Annotated in this window: 18 protein-coding genes and 1 pseudogene; all 19 read right to left on the minus strand. The window is 31.1% G+C overall.

The window, feature by feature from the left end; translation table 11 throughout:
- Positions 1–3: 3 nt before the first annotated feature.
- Positions 4–411: pseudogene (locus AB8P06_RS20675) on the minus strand (LbetaH domain-containing protein); the annotation flags it as partial.
- The gene (locus AB8P06_RS09040; protein ID WP_369840666.1) at positions 408–1,829 is read right to left on the minus strand and encodes a lipopolysaccharide biosynthesis protein; all 1,422 of its coding nucleotides are present in this window, start codon (positions 1,827–1,829) and stop codon (positions 408–410) included. The pseudogene AB8P06_RS20675 and the gene AB8P06_RS09040, both read right to left, overlap by 4 nt.
- Positions 1,826–4,174, minus strand: coding sequence for a GumC family protein (locus AB8P06_RS09045; RefSeq protein ID WP_369840668.1), 2,349 nt, complete (start codon positions 4,172–4,174; stop codon positions 1,826–1,828). Before AB8P06_RS09045 ends, AB8P06_RS09040 begins: the two co-directional genes overlap by 4 nt.
- Before the next feature lie 189 nt (positions 4,175–4,363).
- Positions 4,364–4,990: a DUF3575 domain-containing protein gene (locus AB8P06_RS09050; RefSeq protein WP_369840670.1), complete on the minus strand. Its 627-nt coding sequence runs from the start codon at positions 4,988–4,990 to the stop codon at positions 4,364–4,366.
- Between the two features lie 30 nt (positions 4,991–5,020).
- Positions 5,021–5,590 carry a sugar transferase gene (locus tag AB8P06_RS09055; RefSeq protein ID WP_369840672.1) on the minus strand — a complete coding sequence of 190 codons (570 nt, stop codon included), beginning with the start codon at positions 5,588–5,590 and terminating at the stop codon, positions 5,021–5,023.
- A 197-nt stretch (positions 5,591–5,787) separates the two neighbouring features.
- The gene (locus AB8P06_RS09060; RefSeq protein WP_369840674.1) at positions 5,788–6,924 is read right to left on the minus strand and encodes an aminotransferase class I/II-fold pyridoxal phosphate-dependent enzyme; all 1,137 of its coding nucleotides are present in this window, start codon (positions 6,922–6,924) and stop codon (positions 5,788–5,790) included.
- An 18-nt stretch (positions 6,925–6,942) separates the two neighbouring features.
- Positions 6,943–7,539: an acetyltransferase gene (locus AB8P06_RS09065; RefSeq protein ID WP_369840676.1), complete on the minus strand. Its 597-nt coding sequence runs from the start codon at positions 7,537–7,539 to the stop codon at positions 6,943–6,945.
- A gap of 18 nt (positions 7,540–7,557) precedes the next feature.
- Positions 7,558–8,163: a sugar transferase gene (locus AB8P06_RS09070; RefSeq protein ID WP_369840677.1), complete on the minus strand. Its 606-nt coding sequence runs from the start codon at positions 8,161–8,163 to the stop codon at positions 7,558–7,560.
- Positions 8,164–8,184: 21 nt separating this feature from the next.
- Positions 8,185–9,420 (minus strand): glycosyltransferase family 4 protein, encoded by a 1,236-nt coding sequence (locus tag AB8P06_RS09075; RefSeq protein WP_369840678.1) that lies wholly within the window; start codon positions 9,418–9,420, stop codon positions 8,185–8,187.
- Complete coding sequence (locus tag AB8P06_RS09080) at positions 9,377–10,534, minus strand: O-antigen ligase family protein (protein ID WP_369840679.1); 1,158 nt, start codon at positions 10,532–10,534, stop codon at positions 9,377–9,379. The genes AB8P06_RS09075 and AB8P06_RS09080 overlap by 44 nt, the downstream gene beginning before the upstream one ends.
- Entirely contained in the window at positions 10,534–11,028 is a 495-nt protein-coding gene (locus AB8P06_RS09085; RefSeq protein WP_369840680.1) for an acyltransferase, read from the minus strand. Before AB8P06_RS09085 ends, AB8P06_RS09080 begins: the two co-directional genes overlap by 1 nt.
- Positions 11,006–12,259, minus strand: a complete 1,254-nt coding sequence (locus AB8P06_RS09090) for a lipopolysaccharide biosynthesis protein (RefSeq protein WP_369840681.1) — start codon at positions 12,257–12,259, stop codon at positions 11,006–11,008. The genes AB8P06_RS09085 and AB8P06_RS09090 overlap by 23 nt, the downstream gene beginning before the upstream one ends.
- Complete coding sequence (locus AB8P06_RS09095; protein WP_369840682.1) at positions 12,252–13,226, minus strand: glycosyl hydrolase family 28-related protein; 975 nt, start codon at positions 13,224–13,226, stop codon at positions 12,252–12,254. The genes AB8P06_RS09090 and AB8P06_RS09095 overlap by 8 nt, the downstream gene beginning before the upstream one ends.
- Positions 13,223–14,368 carry a hypothetical protein gene (locus tag AB8P06_RS09100; protein WP_369840683.1) on the minus strand — a complete coding sequence of 382 codons (1,146 nt, stop codon included), beginning with the start codon at positions 14,366–14,368 and terminating at the stop codon, positions 13,223–13,225. Before AB8P06_RS09100 ends, AB8P06_RS09095 begins: the two co-directional genes overlap by 4 nt.
- Entirely contained in the window at positions 14,343–15,035 is a 693-nt protein-coding gene (locus tag AB8P06_RS09105) for an acylneuraminate cytidylyltransferase family protein (protein ID WP_369840684.1), read from the minus strand. Before AB8P06_RS09105 ends, AB8P06_RS09100 begins: the two co-directional genes overlap by 26 nt.
- A gap of 2 nt (positions 15,036–15,037) precedes the next feature.
- A complete protein-coding gene (locus AB8P06_RS09110) occupies positions 15,038–16,087 on the minus strand; it encodes a nucleotidyltransferase family protein (protein ID WP_369840686.1) in 1,050 nt (349 codons plus the stop codon).
- Between the two features lie 3 nt (positions 16,088–16,090).
- Positions 16,091–17,245 carry a UDP-N-acetylglucosamine 2-epimerase gene (neuC, locus tag AB8P06_RS09115; protein ID WP_369840687.1) on the minus strand — a complete coding sequence of 385 codons (1,155 nt, stop codon included), beginning with the start codon at positions 17,243–17,245 and terminating at the stop codon, positions 16,091–16,093.
- Positions 17,246–18,250 carry an N-acetylneuraminate synthase gene (neuB, locus tag AB8P06_RS09120; protein WP_369840688.1) on the minus strand — a complete coding sequence of 335 codons (1,005 nt, stop codon included), beginning with the start codon at positions 18,248–18,250 and terminating at the stop codon, positions 17,246–17,248.
- 1 nt (position 18,251) lies between these two features.
- The gene (locus AB8P06_RS09125) at positions 18,252–18,836 is read right to left on the minus strand and encodes an acyltransferase (RefSeq protein ID WP_369840689.1); all 585 of its coding nucleotides are present in this window, start codon (positions 18,834–18,836) and stop codon (positions 18,252–18,254) included.
- Position 18,837 lies beyond the last annotated feature (1 nt).

Raw genomic sequence — 18,837 nt, forward strand, 5'->3', positions numbered from 1 at the left:
CTGCTCCAATGTCACACCAGATAAAATCAAACAATCGGTTCCAACCCAAACATCATCTTTCAAAGAAATATTTCCTTTTGAAAAAGCTTCTTCTTCATTTTTGAAATAAGCTTTAAATGGATAAGTCGATATGAAGTTATAATGATGATTTCCTCCCAAAATAAATTTAACGCCTTTTGCAATGGAACAAAAGGAACCAATATTCAGAAATTCATCTTTTTTTTTGCTATAGCTATAGATTTCCAGGGGACCATAAGTATATTTTCCAACTATAACCTTATCTGAAGGAAAAAGAACAACGGGATGAGTAAAGTTATGCTTATTTTTTGTCTTCCAACGATAGGTATGTATTCCCAAAACGATTGGATCATAAAAAAGTTTCAAAAAAAATTTCAGAATACTAAAAATCATTTCTTTAAAAATTTGTGACACATGAATGCTATTTCTTTTCTAAAGATAAAGTAAAAAAAGAGGCTGTAAAATATAATAACTATTATTCCGGGAAGAATATTATAAAACCATCTATTATCACGATAATTGATAAAGTAAAAGGTACTGAACAAAAGTATACCTCCAATAATTGAATACAAAACTATATTCCAACTTTTAAAAAAGCTTTGTTCTGTAATATTCGCAACAAAAAAAGAAGTTATAATGTATTGCAACAAAAATTGTATAAAAATTCCTGTACATATTCCGTTAATTCCATAGGGGTATAATAATATCAGGATAGCAATTCCTAAAAGTTTAGTGATAACCTCAATCCAAAAATAATTATTTGTTTTACCAAGTATCTGAAACACATTCATGTTCAGTACAATAACAGGGTAATACAATATTGATCCGAGCAAAATCTGAAACGGAATTACCATGTTTTGCCAGGCTTCAGAGAGTAATAAGACTATGATTTGATGGGCATATAAAATGATGATACTCACTACCGGCATCATCAGGATAAATATTATTTTATTAAACAATAATGTATTGTTATAAAGTTTAGCCTTATCCGTCTGCAATTCTGCATAGTAGGGAAACAATACCCTTTGAATAACATTAGTAAAAACCGATGCCGGAAATATAGTAAACTGATAACTTTTTGTATAATATCCCAATTGTTTTGTCGGAAAAAATTTCCCAAGAAGCAACGAATTTAAATTAATATAAATAGAATTAAAAATACCCGCATAGAGCAATTTTGAGCTATATTGAAAAAGCTCCTTAAAATGTTGAAATGAAAATTTATTTTTAGGATACCACTTTATATTGATTATTAAAAAGATAAGAGTTAATAAACTAAATAAAATATTTTGTAAGATCAAAGACCAAATCCCAAATTTACTCATTGCCATTACTATGCCTACAATACCGGAAATAAAAATGGCGAAGAAAGAAAATTTCGCCTGGGATTTAAAATCCAGATCAATATTAAGTTTCGTTTTATAAATTACAGAAATACTGCTGATAATAATTGTAAGGGAAATTATTCTTATAAAAACAATAATATCACTTTTGAAAAAATAAGCAATATATGGTGCCAGAATAAAAATAAGCAGATAGGTAAAAAAGCCAATGACTAAAGATGCATAAAAAGCTGTAGAAAAATCAGTTTCAGAACGGTCTTTTTTAAATATTAATGCGCTTCCCAAACCACTATCTACAAATACCTGAGATAATGAAATGATGATCAAAAGCATTCCCATTACCCCATATTCTTTTGGGCTTACAAATCTAGCCAATATAATTTCAATAAGAATTTGTACCCCTACAATAAGAAATTTATCTATTGTACTCCAAATTAATCCTTTAAAGAGTTTATTCTGGGATATCATTTTTTATAAAATTGCCACCATTTCTTCTTGTCACTATGATAGCCATAACCATACTGATTAGAATATCCTAGGTTATTTTTCTTAACATCATTCAAAACAAAAGCTACATTTTTAATACTCTCGCTTTCAATCTGATTATTTGCAAAATTAATAAAATCTTTTTTACTTATTTCTGATCTTACTACGTACAATGTTGCATCTGCGTATTCTGCAATAAGGAAAGAATCTGTAACTAAAAGAAGTGGTGCGGTATCTATTACAATATAGTCATATTTAGTCTTAAGATCTTCCAACAAGTCTGCATACCTTGAACTCTGTAACAAATCTACAGGATTAGGAGGAATACTGCCTGAATAAATAAAATCACAGTTATTGTTAAAACCACTGTTATGAATAATATCTTCTGATTTATTTATATCTCCGTGCAAATATTCTGTTAAACCTTTTACATTTTTAGACTCCGGATGGTATCTCTGCAACTGAGGGTTCCTGATATCACTTCCGATAACAATCACTTTTCTGAGAGATGAAGCCAGGGCTAAAGCAAAATTCACACTTATAAACGTTTTTCCCTCCCCTTTTACTGAAGAGGTTATCATGATAACAGGTGTTTTACCATTTTTTGGAAGCATAAACTTCAAATTGGTGACTAAAATTCTGAATGCTTCAGCGATAGGGGTAACATCATTAAGCTTCATAATTTCAGACTTTTTATTAGCCACATGTGGGATTTCAGAAACAACCGGTCTTAATGACAGCTTTTCAATATCTCTTCTAGTAGAAATTTTATTATTAAAAAGAAGTTTTAAATATACAATAGAAAATGCTAAAAGGAATCCACCGAACAATGCCAATGCAAGAGAATACATTTTTTGCGGAGCTACTGGTTTTTTATTCACATAAGCTTTATCTATCACTCGTGCTTTTTCACCCGTTATAGCCATCGTTATGGCAGCCTCTTCTCTTTTCTGTAATAATAATAAATACAGATTTTCTTTTATTTGCTGCTGCCTTTCAATATTTCTGAATAGCTTTTCCTGAAAAGGGATCTGACTTATCTTTTGTTCAGAATTACCCATTTCTGACAAGACTCCGTTTTTCGCCAGCTGTAAAGAAGTCTGATTTTTTTGTAAGCCCTCACTTAACGCACCTTTTAAGTCATTTAATTGTCTATCAAGTTCTTTTACCACAGAATTACTTTCTGTAGCATTTTCCAAAAGTTTATTTCTTCTCATAACAAGAAGATTGTACTCCTGAATGTTTTTTGCAGCAGCTTCATTATCCAATCCGATATTTGCAGGCAAAACATCACTCACATTTTTGCGATCAAGGAAGTTTTGTAACATTCTGTTTAATTCCAACTGAGTATCAAATTCTAAAGCCTTGGCTCGTGTTTGCTCTTTCTGTTGAAGATTGATCTTGGCTTCACTTGCAAGATCCACAATATTATTATTTGATTTAAATTTTTGTTTTTCAGTTTCAACATCTCCCAGCTCTTTGGAAATCAAAACAATTCTTTCATCTATAAACTCCTTGGTTTTTTTAGACTCCAGACTCTTATCATTTATTGCATAGATATTGTACTGTCTTACTAAGCCATTAAGGAAATCCTGTCCTTTTTCCTTATTAGGAAAATCAATAGAAAGGCCGATTACTGTAGCATCTTTATCTAAAAGATTTACTTTCAATGCTTCCTGAAAAGCAATTACCGTTTTATTAAATTCGTTATATGAAAAAAACACTTTTTCCATATCTGTTTTTGGGTCAGCTTTATAATAAGGATTTTTATTTATGATAACATTAGCAAAAGGGAGACTGATTACTCTGTCGAAGACCCCTTTTATATCATTATCCCAATTTTCAGAAGATAAAATGATTTCATTGCCTTTTGTTTTTATCTCAACAGGTTTCTGAGAAAGATCATCCTGAACATTTTTTTCATTGACAACATTAAAAATATATGGATTTGTTTTACCATAAATTTCCAAATTATAATATTTCTGTTCGGCAAATACCGATATTTGAAAGTTACGCTGTTTTAAAACATCTTCTACAATTGTTTTAGATTTAAATATTTCAAGCTCATTTTCAATACTGTTGGTTCCCATATTCGAAAAAGCTCCCAAACTTTGCAAAACACCAAAATCTCCGGAAGCCGAAGACATCTTTTTTGCATCTTTGATGAGTACTGAAGTTTGCATTTTATAAACAGGGGCCGTAGATTTCACATAATAAACAGCCAACAGAAGCATCAGCAGAATGATTACTACAAAGTGTTTCCATTTATGCAGATATGGAGTTATGAAGTCTTTTAAATCAGTTTCTTTACTGTAGTTTTTATCCATTTCTAGGATTATATAGAAAGTTGAAAAATTATTAATTGTATTTAAAAACGTTGCAAATATATTTATATTTTATAAACTTTTACAGTCTTCCCGTATTTAAATTGGTTGATAAGCCATTTTTTATGTTACCATTTTCACTTTTTAATAAAATATTTATTATTCAGAAATAGCAAAAAGAATAATAAAAATTTATTTTAACTTATAGGTCACCATTAAACCACCGCGTGTAGGAATAAACTCTCCGCTTTTATTCCATTTTTTGGCACCGTCATATCTTTCGTTGTTATCTTTCAAATAACCTTTATAAAACGACTGCTCGCTTCCTACTCCCGCATAGAGATCTAAACCCCATCTGTCATTGATTGTAAAATGGTATCCGCCGCTTACTCCAACGATAAAAGCCAGTCCTTTTTGATATCTCTCCGTTTTGCGCACACTGCCATCTGGTAAAATTTCAGGATGATCATTCTCATCCAATACTACTTTTGGAGTCCAGTAATTCCATTTCTGAAGGTTAAAGGCAGCCATAGAAAGGTAAGCTCCGACATACCATTTCTTCATGCTTTCATTAAAATAATATCGGCCTTCCAGAGTCCCCATATAAATCTGAAGATTTTTGCCTCCGAGAGATTTCCATGGAGAAGCAAAAGCTTCAGCCTGCAGGGTGAAATTTTTATTCAACGATTTTTCAACAGCGACATTCACAATACCTACCGGCGCAAAAAGCGCATTCATTTTTACTTCCGTCTGAGCATTCATCAAAGAAGCTAAACAAAAACAGCCAGCGACATAAAGATTTTTAGATAAACATTTCATTGTATAATATTTTTGTTCTAACAGTAGTAATTATATTCTCAATATTGAAACGGTTTTTATTAGTATTTGAAGGTCATTTTTTAAAGAAAGATGGTGATAATAATCCAGATTCATTTTTACTTTATCCGGAAAAAGTACTTCATCATTATACTTTAACGGGTTTTCCTGTTGTTTAAGTATTTCTTCCTCATTGCTGTATTTGATTCCTGCATCGCTGATAAGGCCAGGCTTCAGCTGGAGAATAAGGCGGTCTTCCCCTTCCAGCTTATCATAATACCCTGGAATATCCGGTCTGGGACCTATTAAAGACATATCTCCTTTTATAATATTAAATAACTGGGGAAGCTCATCTAACTTTGTTCTTCGCATCCAATTTCCTATAGCCGATTTTCGACGGGTTTCGGGGTGAAGGGTTCTGAATTTATAAATATTAAAGGGTTTTGCCTGTCTGCCAATCCGTTTCTGAATAAAAATACCGGGAAAGCCCGTATCATAAGAGGTCAGAATGATCAATAAAACAAAAACAGGAAGCAATATAATCACGGCAACGGTAGTCATACTGTAATCCATTAATTTTTTCCAGAGAGGGTATTTTTTCACAAAATTTGTATTGACCGCAAATATATAAAATAAGTAAGAAATTCATTCATAAGAAAAATCTATTGAAACACAAGACAAGATTAAATATCTCTTAACAGGATCACATTTAAATTTTAACTGACCAACTTATATGTTAAACGGGTGTCTTCGATACTCTCAGACACCCGTTTTATTTTTTTCCAATAACCAAAGTTTTCTTATTTAGAGAAAACCTGCTCTATCACTTTAGCAATTCTGCTTCTTTCGTCATCCGTAAGATTGGATCCTGAAGGCAGACATAATCCGTTTTCGAAAAGAGTTTCTGCTACATTTCCACCGTAATATGGAGCATCTGCAAAAACAGGCTGCATGTGCATAGGTTTCCACAAAGGTCTGGATTCTATATTATCTTCAAGAAATGCAAGACGCAGGTCTTCACGGGTTTTACCTGTTTTCGAAGCATCTACCGTGATTGCAGATAACCAGTGATTGGAGTAAAAATCTGCATCCGGTTCCGAAAGCACTTCCACTCCATCAATATCTTTAAATAAACCTGAATAGAAATCCTGCATTTTTCTGCGGGCCTCTACCCTGTCATTTAAAACTTCCATCTGTCCACGCCCTATTCCTGCAGAAATATTGCTCATTCTGTAGTTATAGCCGATATGCGAATGCTGATAATGGGGTGCATTATCCCTTGCCTGAGTAGAAAGGAAAACCGTTTTGTCTTTGTCTTCCTTGGTATGGCAAACTAATGCTCCACCTCCTGATGTGGTAATTATTTTATTTCCGTTAAAAGATAAAATTCCGAAACGTCCAAATGTTCCACAAGCATTTCCTTTATATTTAGAGCCTAATGCTTCGGCAGCATCTTCAATGACAGGTATTTCATATTTTGCTGCAATTGATAAAATTTCATCCATTTTTGCAGGCATTCCATACAGGTGAACAATTATGATTGCTTTTGGTTTCTTCCCTTTTGAAATTCTGTCATCAATAGCTTCCTGCAAAGCTTCCGGAGACATATTCCAGGTATCTTTTTCAGAGTCTATAAAAACAGGAATTGCACCTTGGTAGGCAATGGGATTGGCTGAAGCAGAAAATGTCATAGACTGACAGATCACTTCATCACCATGTTCCACTCCACATTCAATTAATGCCAGATGCAAAGCTGCGGTTCCGGCAGAAAGTGCAGCTACTTTTACGTCTGCATGTAAGAAATCTTCAAGGTCTTTTTCAAAACCGTCTACATTCGGGCCTAAAGGAGCTACCCAATTGGCATCAAAAGCTTCATGTATATACTTTAATTCATTACCTCCCATATGAGGTGAGGAAAGCCATACTTTTGAATTCATTTTCAGTTTATTTTTTAATTATGATTCAGTAATTTTTATTATTCTACCGGGGTTTCCGACTACAGTAGCTCCGTCCGGAACCTCTCTGATGATCACTGCTCCGGCACCAATGACGCTCCATTTTCCAATTTTCACTCCCTGGATAATGCTTGCTCCAATTCCGATGTGAGTTCCTTGTCCTACTAAAACGTTACCTGCTAAAGATGCACCAGGAGATATGTGTACATAATCTCCGATTTCACAATCATGGTCTATAGAAGCGTTGGTGTTAATAATACAGTGTTTTCCTACAGTCACCTCTGAATTGATAATAACTCCGGGCATTACAACCGTGCCTTCTGCTATTTTTGCTCTTTTGGAAATTACAGTTTTAGGATGAATGAGGGTAATATAATTAAACGATTGGTTTTCATCAGCAATCTTTTTTCTTATGCTGTTGTCGCCTATCGAGATCGTCACATCTATATCATTCTGTGGGACTTCGTGAAGGACAGTATATTCTAACAGTAGTTTTTTTAAAGGATCTTTATCGATATAATTTTCAATAATATATCCATTTTCTTCTGCAATTTCTGCAACTACCTTTCCATGACCACTAGCTCCATATAAATACATAATGTATTGCTATTAAGATTAATTATTTCCGTTAAAAGCTTCAGCAGTTGCTTGCCCTTCCTGGTTTACCCCTTCACTTTTAAAAACTTTTTTAAAGGTAGTAAAAAACACTTTACAGTCTGTCGCAAAAGAAAGATGATCTACATACCAGACATCCAGTTCAAATTTTTTCGTCCAGGAAATGGCATTTCGTCCGTTTACCTGAGCCCAGCCTGTAATTCCCGGTCGGACATTATGACGGCGTTTCTGGGTTTCATTATATAAAGGCAGGTATTGCGGTAATAAGGGACGTGGCCCTATTATGGCCATATCTCCTTTTAATACGTTGATAAGTTGAGGAAGCTCATCCAGAGAAGTTTTCCGTACAAATTGCCCGATAGGAGTTAATCTTTCAGCATCTGATAATAGATTCCCATGAGCATCTTTCTTATCATTCATTGTTTTAAACTTAATGATTTTAAAAATCTTTTCATTTAAACCCGGACGAGATTGAAAGAAGAAGGGTTTGCCCTGGTTGGCAAAATATAAGCCAATAGTAACAATTATGAATATAGGTGATAATATAATCAACCCTATTAAAGCTATAGTGAAGTCGATAAACCTTTTTAGAAAGTTCCTATACATATTCTGTAATTTGAAAGTATATTAATCAATTATTTTCCTTATGGCTTCTAAATATTTATTAGCCAGTACTTCTCTGTCAAAATTGATTTTAGCATATTGATAACCGTTTTCTCCTTCTTCCTTTAATCTTACAGGATCATTTAAATATTCTCTTATTATTCTATTATATTCATCAGCATTTTCAGGTTCCACATAAGTTCCTGCTTTTGCATTTTCTACCAATTCACGGGAAACACCATCAATTGCCATTAGAATGGGCCTTTTACATGAAAAATAATCAAAAGATTTATTTGAATATACTGTTTTAAATGTATCGACCTTTTTTAAAACTGATGCTCCCATTTCGGAAGCCAGAATATATTTAAATACTTCTTTTTTAGGTACAGAATCCAGGAAACGAACATTTTTAATATTCATTTCTTTTGCTTTTTCTATTAATCTCGCTTTCTCCATACCTTGTCCGATTAATAAAAACAAAACATTAGTATCTTCCAGTTTTTTCCCGGCATCTAAAATCTGATCAAGATGATTGGCCACCCCGTGTGCTCCTACATAGGTAATTACAAAATGGCCTTCTAAATTGTGCTTTTTTCTGAATAATTCCCGATTAAAATGATGTAAAACATCTTCTGACAAAGAAAAATCAGCAGCGTTTGGAATCATAACCAATTTATCAGTACTTATATTTTTTTTATCTCTTAAGGTGTTTAAAAATGCGGGTGTCAAAACATTGATCAACTTTGCTTTAGCATAAATAAATTTCTCTACAGCAAAAGCTAATTTAATAATAAGCTTATTGTTTAATACACCTGTATCTATTGCAGATTCAGGCCACAAATCCCGAATTTCAAAAACCATAGGAATTCGTTTAAAAAGAGAAATAAGATAACCTGAAATCCCCACAAACAATGGTGGCGAAGTAACAATAACCACATCATAGTTTCCTTTTACTTTGAATAAGCCAGCCCATAATGATGAAAACATAAATGAAAAATATCCTAATAATCTTCCAAAAAAACCATTATTATACGATTCAGAAACATGTGTTCTGTGTATAATTACTTTACCTTGTTGTTTTTTTACAAAAAATTTTCCTTTGTATTCAATACGTTTTTCTAATCCATTAGCATGCATCATCCCTGCGATTACAGTAACCTCATCTCCCTGAGCTGTCCATGTTTTGGTTATTTCGTTCCAACGTGAGCCTCCGGGATCATCTTCTTCCAGGAAATATTGATGAAGTAGTAGTATTTTCATTTTTTGAATTTATTATTTTATTTTGAATGTTAAAAAGCAGATAGAAGAATATAATATCCATAAAGGATACTCCCCAAAGTATACCATACTGAAATGAACTGTAAACCAATATTGGAAATAAAAATATAACGTTACTTTTCTTCATAAATGATAATATGTAAATCCATAACACTATGAAAAACATAATTCCCAGATTGGCCAATGTCTGCAAATATGAGTTGTGAGCATGATATACCGAAGAACCTACTTTCCCCCACATTTTGTGAACGTTATTTCCCAACAATAAATTATTATTTATAAATTCAAAGAAATAAGGAAAAATCATATCTCTACCGGATAAATCACCTTCTCTACCCCGGAAAAACTGGTTCATAATAGCATCTAAATTAGCTCCTACATAATAAACTAATATGATTAAAGAAATTGTTAATATAACTTTATAACTTAATTTCACCTTTTGTAAACGACTAACCCCAAATAGAATCAGAAATATAATAGAACCGATAATGGCTGTTCTGTTAAAAGTAATATATAGTCCAATTAACAATAACGAAATTATAAAAATCTTAAACTTTTTTATTTTTAAATAGCTTACTAAAATAACACCTATAAAAACTTTATAGGCGAGTATACTAACAGCCTGAGACAAACCATAAACCCTGTTATAGTAAAGTAACTGAGATTCTCCAAATTCGGTTTCCCCGGTAACGGAAGGTTTTATAATATATGCTTTCTTTAGCACATAATATTCTATAATACCTATTAAGATTTCAAAACAAATAATATATAGAATAAAATACATTACTCTATCGTTTAAATGTCTGGAGAAAAAGATGGTAGTCAATAGAAAAATGGTATAAGGAATAAAATCATTTGCAGATCTACTGGCAACATTTGAAATAGGAGCCGCAAGAAAATAAACAAGAGTTGTCAGTAGAACAAAAGCAAATAAAATAACATCTTGTTTATACAACCTTTTATCCTTAATATCCAGTAATAGAAATATACCTCCAATAGCAGAGATAACTAAATAAACTATCGATTGAGGTAAAACTATTAATGTCGGGCTATAAATTAATAGTGCTAATAAAAAATTTAATTTGTCATTTTTCATTAAAAAAACTTATTTTCAGACTTGAGTTTTAAATACTTATCAATATTTCTATTACTAAATACGACCGCCGGCGAGCCACCTGCAATTGCATATTTAGGAATACTTTTCACAACAACACTTCCAGCTTGTATAATGGCACCTTCACCAATTGTTACTCCTCCTAAAATAATAACATCCAGACCAATCCAAACATTATCTTCTATTGTAACATTTTTTGTAATTGTAGTTTCATCGTATGGTATCTTTTCACCATCATAATTATGATAGGTAGTCATTATTTTAAGATTTTCTGCTGAGTGAAAATTATCTCCAAAAGTGACAATCCCTTTTCCTAAAATTTTACACCCATTGAAATGATTATTCTTTCCAAAAATTGTATTTCTTGAAAATTTACAATAACTGTTTACATATACATTCAGTACATCTTTATTTTTTGATGAAAAATAGGCTACGTATTTAAAGAAAATTTTCTTAAGTTTCCGAAGTGCTTTCATTGCTTTTATTTTTATAAATTAATACTAAAATGTACATAAATAATGAAGATATAAGAGTGGCCAATGCACATGCAAACAAACCTATTTTAGGAATAAACAAAGTGTTAAGTACTACTGTTATTATAGCTGCTCCTAATGTAATTAAAGATAATTTTTTAGTTTTCTTATTATAAAAAAAATAGTTTGCCTCAAATTTATACATTGAATTAAAAACATATGCAAGAGATACTATAATAATCAGAGATAAATCAATATTATATTTTTCAAATACGGAAGTAAATTTTAATGCTAAACTTACAAATACAATTACAAAAATGCTGAATAAGATTATACCCACATAAGTAATTGATCTAATTTGATTTATTTTATGATATTGTTCATTTTTCATTAAGCTAAAAAAAGTTGGCACCCATGCTAAATTAAAACTCGTGTAAAGAAAGTTCACCAGCATTCCCAATTGATATGCTACAGCATAATTACCCAAGTCTTTTTCTGACAGAAAATAAAGTATAAAAAATCGGTCTCCAATATTCATTACATATCCTGAAATCATATGTAAGATAAGTGGGGAACTATAAATAATTGCTTTTTTTAAATAAATCTTATCTAGCTTATGAAAATATCCATTGCGATAGAAAAAAAACAATGACAACAGCCCTACTAAAAAAACCGATGCTACATTGGGATAAACCCGATATGTCCAATCAAACGAAGAAAGAAAAAAATAAAGTACTGCCAAAAAGACTAAATCAAGAATAATATTGAGAAGTCGAAAGATTAAATATTGTTTAGGTTTTTTCTCTACTCTGAAAATACTTAAAAGAGCTTCAGTTATCTGGTTAAATAAAAAATAAACTATACATAGTAAAATAATATAGAAATATTCCGGTTTCACAAATTGTGAAAGTAATAATATTATTATTGCTCCTATGATAGAATTGAAAACATGCAAATAAATTATATTTGAAACAAAGATTTTAAAATTTTTGCTTTCTAAATCAAAGTAAAATCTGGTAATTGCCTGAACAGTACTCAATCCTAAAATAGGAGTTAATACTAAAGATAAGTTTCTGTAAAATTCTACTAGTCCATAATCTGCCGGCTCAAGTACTTTCAATAAAAGAGGTAAAATCAATATTGGAATTCCCGAATAGAGAGCATTTGTAAATCCATAAATAATAGACTCTTTAAATAAAACGGATTTAGAGATTTTGTTTAATTTATTAATCATTCTTTACACCTAAAATTTCTTTGGAAGAATTTGTATCTGTTTTAATATTTTTCATTTCCACTTTCGAATTAGGGTATAATTTAGCACTGTTAGATATAACATATCCCCCTGCTAAATTACTATTTTCTATAACTAAATTATTAGCATTTACTGTAGAATGAATAACACCTGACTTATCAAAAGTACAATTATCTACTGTAAGTTTAATATTTTTGGAGCCCACTCCACCTCTATACCAAATGTGAACATGTTTATTTCTTAATTCCTTAGCATTCGTAGTCCCTGTCTGATAAAAACGTGAATTTATAACACTCACTGAGTTCGCATTATATTTACCAGTATTCATAGATAAAACTCTCAAATTATGAGTTTTCGCATTTTGAAAAATACAATTTTTAATGACAATATTATTATTATCATATTTTGCTGCATCATTCACAATAGCAATATTTGAATTCGAGCTTTCTAAAAAATTACAACTGTCAATAGTCACGTTATTAGAATTCACAATTCCTATATTGTTGATTTCTTCATTTGCAGAAGTACTTTTAAATGAGAGATTTTTAATTATTATATTTTGAGAATATACTTTACTCCCTTTATAAAAATATTCTTTTTGGGTTTTAGAATCATAATATTTATTACCAGGAACCAAACCACAAATATATACCAGATCTCCCCACCATCCTAGGTTGCCATTCTTAAAAAGAATAGTTTTATCTTTACTTTCTCCTACAATTGATAAGTTACTACCATATATAATGATAGTCTTAGAAATTTTGTATTGCCCATTGGGAATAAAGATCTGATTAACATCTTTATTTTTATAAGCATAGTCTAAAGCTTTTTGAAAGCTGTCCCAATCATCACTTACTCCATCACCTTTAGCACCAAAATTTTTAACATTAATTTCTGTTGCATTCAAGGTAATCGTGATCAAAAATAATACTAATGATATTAGTTTCATACTTTTATTAAACTACTTAATAGTTCATGTTTTTTGTTTAAAATAATATACTCTGCTTGTTTTAACTTTTCATAATTAGAGTTATTGATATCATCTACAACAATATTTAAACCAGAAAAATATGCTTGTAGTAAAACAGATGAGTATAAAGAAATTACATTACTTGTAGACTTAAATGATTCTTCAAGACTTATCTCTTTAGAGTTTTCAATATTAAAACCTTCAAAAATTTCATTTATTTGATCAATAGAAGAATATCTTGGATGAAATCTTATGTTTAGCATTGCTTGGTCATCTAGCAGAAGCATAGAATTTCTTATTTTCATTAATGTTTCTGTATTTTCAGCAGCCAGATAGTATGTAAAGGAATACTTTTTTTCAGTATTTATATCTATTTCTAATTTTAAAGAAGGAAAATTACCTACTATAAATTGATTGGGCTCTGCTTTTAATTTTATAAATAAATTTTTATAGAAACTATCCCAAATATAAAAACGACTAAATTGAAAAAAAGAATCTCTGATATAAAATAACTTTTCCCCATGCATTATATTTATTTGCTCAACATTATTTCTTTCACAAAATAAAGTTGCAACAGATGACGTAAAGGAATACTCTGCACTGCTTATAATTGCCTTTGGATTATACTTATCGATAATATATCTGTAAAATAATATTTTATAAAGACATTTTGATAAAAAATATGGCTGTAAAGGATATTTACGTATAAATTTTAAAATTAACTGAAAATCGTTAAAATTGATTGAAAGTCCTGAATTAAAATTAATAGAGTGAATAGTAAATTCATTGATTAATTCTGTGGGAATTGCATTATTATAGTTTAAATTCTTATAGGGAAATACTGCGACATTACTTTCTCTTATGCTATTGATTTTCCTTTTTTTCTTTATAAAAGCGATAATTATAACTAATACTAATAAAAATGTACCAATGAGATTATTTATAATTTTTTTTGGAAATGATAATAAATCAAATTGTATCCGGAATTGATAATAGGATCTCTCATACATATCGCGGGGTATAGGAAATTTATTTAAGAGTTCTTCCTGAAAAGATCTCGTTAAATCAAATGGCTCTACATTAATTATAAGAAACTTATTTAATCTTTTTATAAAGCTCATTTCTTTCAATTAAATATTCACAATATTCAAAATCATCAATTGTGTCTATATCAATTGACTTATTTCTAGGCATAACAAAAGCGTATGTGTTCTGTGATTTAATAGAGTCTGTTAGATACTTTTCAGTATCATAAATATAAATAGCTCCATTGGGAAAATATGATTTTCTTTCTGCTTGTCTTTGTTCGCCTGCTTTTTCAAAAATATCTTCCAAATTACCTTTATCATTTATATATTTATGCCATCGAAGTGGATGATACTCTTCACAATAACTTATAACGGCGTCTGCACCATTTGAATCAAAAAATTCAATGGCAGATAAAATGTCTTGATCATCTCTTAACGGGCTTGTTGGTTGGAGAAGAATAAAGCTTTCAATAGATTCTTTGTTCTCTAATAGTTTTTTTAATGTATAAATTATAACATCTTTTGAAGTAGCTGTATCAGTTGCTAAAAAATCAGGTCGCATAAATGGTACTATAGCTCCATATTTTTTTGCTGTTTCTGCAATTTGGTGGTCATCAGTGCTTACAATAACTTTAGTTATACCTTTTACTTTTAGAGCTGCTTCTATAGTATAAGCAATTAAGGGCTTTCCTTTAAGTATCTTCAAGTTTTTTCCCGGCAAACCTTTTGATCCTCCTCTGGCAGGTATTAAAGCAATCATATCTAAAGTTTTATATGTTTAATATCCTCCTGAGCTTTGATAAAATCTTCATGCTTACCAATATCCAACCAATATCCGTTAATTGGATAAGTTACCAGCTTCAGGTTCATTTCCAATACTTTATCCATTAGATCTGTAATATCAAAAAATGTATCTTCAGGAATCATTTTTAAAACATCTTTTTTCAACAGGTAAATTCCTGCATTGCAATAATAAGTATATCTTGGTTTTTCCTTTAGGGATTTTGCTTTATTGTTGGGATCAACTTCTAAAACAGCATATGGAATGTCTACATGATATGAGGTAGCGGCTACGGCCATATCTGCTCCACTATTTCTGTATAATTTATAGAAATCTGCAAAGTCTATATTCGTTAACAAATCACTGTTCATAACAATGATATCATCATGTTTAAAATCATCAACTAAAAGAATAGATCCTATTGTTCCCAAAGGTTTGGTTTCTCTCGCATAATTAATATTAAGACCTTTTTTTTCTCCATTTCCAAAATGTTCGATTAATTGGTCCCCTAAATAATTGATGCTTAAATTGATATTTTTAATTCCGACATAGCTTAACCGGTCTATGTTATATTCAATAATTGGTTTATCGCCCACTTTTAAAAGAGGTTTAGGCGTATTTTCAGTTAATGGCCTTAATCTTTTACCTTCACCACCCGCCATTAAAACAGCATCTACAGGAATGACCGTAGAATTTTCTCTAAAGTTGATAACATCTATAATCTGTTTTTCCTTGTTTAATACAGGAACTATTTTAAAATTTTTTGACTTATATAATTCCAATAAATCAACAGTATCCTCTCCTTCAGTTACAAAAGATGGATTAGGCTGAACAAATTTTAATATATCATCTTCAAAATTTAAACCTTTAATAAAGCCTCTTCTTAAATCACCATCTGTCAAAGACCCAAGTAAAACCTGCTGATCATCTACGATGAAAATTATTGCATCTGAAGCTAATTCATCCAGCTTGATTAAAGCATCGCGAACAGATGCAGTTTTATTTAAACTATGTTTTTGAATATTGTTCATGATTTATTTATCGTGAAATTTTTTTATTAATAATTTTGAAAAATCTGTAGATTCTATGACTTTCATTATTTTATTAGTTGTATCTCCGTTTCCATACGGGTTTTGAAGATTTTTTATAGATTGCATAAAAGTTTCATTCTGTGTTCTATCAATAGCTTCTTCTATTTGCAATTGATCAACAGCACAATTAATAATTGTTTTAGCCTGGGTTCTTCCTTTTTGCCTATCCCCAATATTAATAGTAAAGATGTGAAAAGATGGAGCTTCCACAATTCCACTTGAACTATTTCCGATAATCGCATTACTTTGCTTTAACAGAGATAAAAATTTTAATGAGCCTAAGGATGTAAATGCTTTAGCAATATGTGGATTTTCTGTTACAAATTCATCAATCATCCGATTAATAACCCTCCCATTGGTATCTGCATTGGATTTGGTAAATACAAAAAAACTTTCTTTCTGATTCTTTATAGCCTGCAACAGAACCTTAAACTGTTCTTCTGCTGACAAGTCAGCTAGTGTTTCCGGATGAAAAGTTACCTGATAATTATATTTTGCAAACCGAATCCCTAGATCTTGTTCTAATGCTTCTTTAGATAATAATGGAAGATTTACTATATTATCAATTCCAATAGCACCCACATTGAACACATTTTGTGGTTGTTCTCCTAATTGGATAATCCTTTCACGATGGCTTTCCGTTGACGCAAAATGCAAATGACTAAGTTTTGTTATAGCATGACGGAAAGAATCGTCATAAGCTCCCTCAGTTATCTCTCCTCCATGTAAATGAATAATCGGAATTTTCATTGTCGAAGCTGAAGAAGCAACGGCTAACATTTCATAACGGTCACCAAGAATAATAATTGCATCAGGATTCAAACGGGAAAAAGCATCTGCATACCCAATCATTCCCAATCCCATAGACTTTACAATAGAACTACCGGTATCAGCAGATAAAAGCATTTCTACTTTTTCGTTGATATAAAATCCTTCTTGTTCGATAAGAGCATATGTACTTCCAAATTCAGGAGATAAATGAGCTCCGGTTACCAATAATTGCAGTTTAAATTCCTGATTAGCATTAATGGCATTCATTAATGGTTTTAATAGACCATATTCTGCTCTTGTAGCAGTTACAACACAAAGTTTTCTCATCTACAATTCTATTAAATCATCTTCGTAAAAATCTTTATTGGCCTGCTTTCCGATTACATCATCCCACTGCATCGGAGAAATCCCGTCTCCCGGTCTCTTAACCGTAAGATTTTCTTCTGAAAATATTTCTCCTTTTTTTATTTCTTTTGCAGCAATAATACTTTTTCTCGCAATCTTTATATTTTTCATTTCAGAAGGACTTGGTTCTTTCAGGCCTGTTCCCGAAATTGCATCTTCTATATTTCTAATGGCGGCAACCATGTTCTTTAGCTCTTCCGGTTCCAGTGAAGCAGCATGGTCCGGGCCTTCCATTGTTTTATCTAGTGTAAAATGTTTTTCAATAATGTTTGCTCCCAAAGCAACAGCTGCAATAGGTACTTCAATGCCTAAAGTATGATCTGAATAACCTACAGGAGTTCCAAACATATCTTTTATCGTTAACATTGCTTTTAAATTAACATCATTCATAGGTGTCGGATACTCTGTATTACAATGTAAAATAGAAATATCTTTGATGCCTTCTTTTTTAAAAACATCAACAGCTGCCTTTATATCATCCATGGATGACATTCCTGTAGACAAAATTACTTTAGAAAATAATTGAGCTGCTTTTCTTAAATAAGGCAGATTAGTAATCTCTCCGGAAGGTATTTTTACTAAATCTAATCCTATTTCTTTTAAATATTGTAATGATTCCAGATCAAAAGCTGTAGAAAAAAATTGAATTCCTTGTTCTTTACAATACGCAATTATCTTTTCATGATCAGAATGTGATAATTCCAACTGTTTCAGCATTGTCAACTGAGAATCGTTATCATTTCCTGTGTTAGCAATTTGGTATTCTGCTTTTTTAGCAGACTTAGAGACTAACTTATCTGCTTTAAAAGTTTGGAATTTCACATAATCAACACCTGCATCAACAGCAGCGTCAATTAATTTAAAAGCATTTTCTAAACTACCATTATGATTAACACCTGCTTCAGCGATTATAACTACGGTTTGCATATTATCCAAATTCTGGTCTGTCTTGTACTAATTTTTTTTCAAGCTCAAGTAGCTTTTTACTTCTTTCTTTTATAATTCTTGCTGGAGTTCCCGCGTATACATTCCAATCTTCCAAATCTTTCACAACCAAAGAATTTGAACCAATACTGCACCCTTCTCCAACATTACATTTACCTATTATTACAGTATTTGCTCCAATAATAACATGTTTACCAATATTTATTAATCCTCCGATATGTGAGGTGTATTCCTGAGGAATTGCTTGAGCAGTAAGATATTCTCCTGAATAATCATCTGATGCACTGTAAAGGATTGTATTTGCAGCCATACTGGAAAAATTATTAAGAATAATTCCAAAAAAACCACTTAAATGACAGCCTCTTGCTATAAAAACATTATTATGTATCTCAATAAATCCATTTGTAGCAGAAATGGTGACAAAATCATCAATTCTAACATTATTTCCTATTGATATATTTTCTTGTCCATAGATTCTAGCATCTGATGAAATCAATACATTTGTACCTATTGATTTAAACCCAAAATCTAATAAATCTTTTTCTGTGTAGTATTTACTTTTTAGCATA

This window comes from Chryseobacterium tongliaonense (assembly GCF_041224435.1).
Lineage (GTDB): Bacteria > Bacteroidota > Bacteroidia > Flavobacteriales > Weeksellaceae > Chryseobacterium > Chryseobacterium tongliaoense.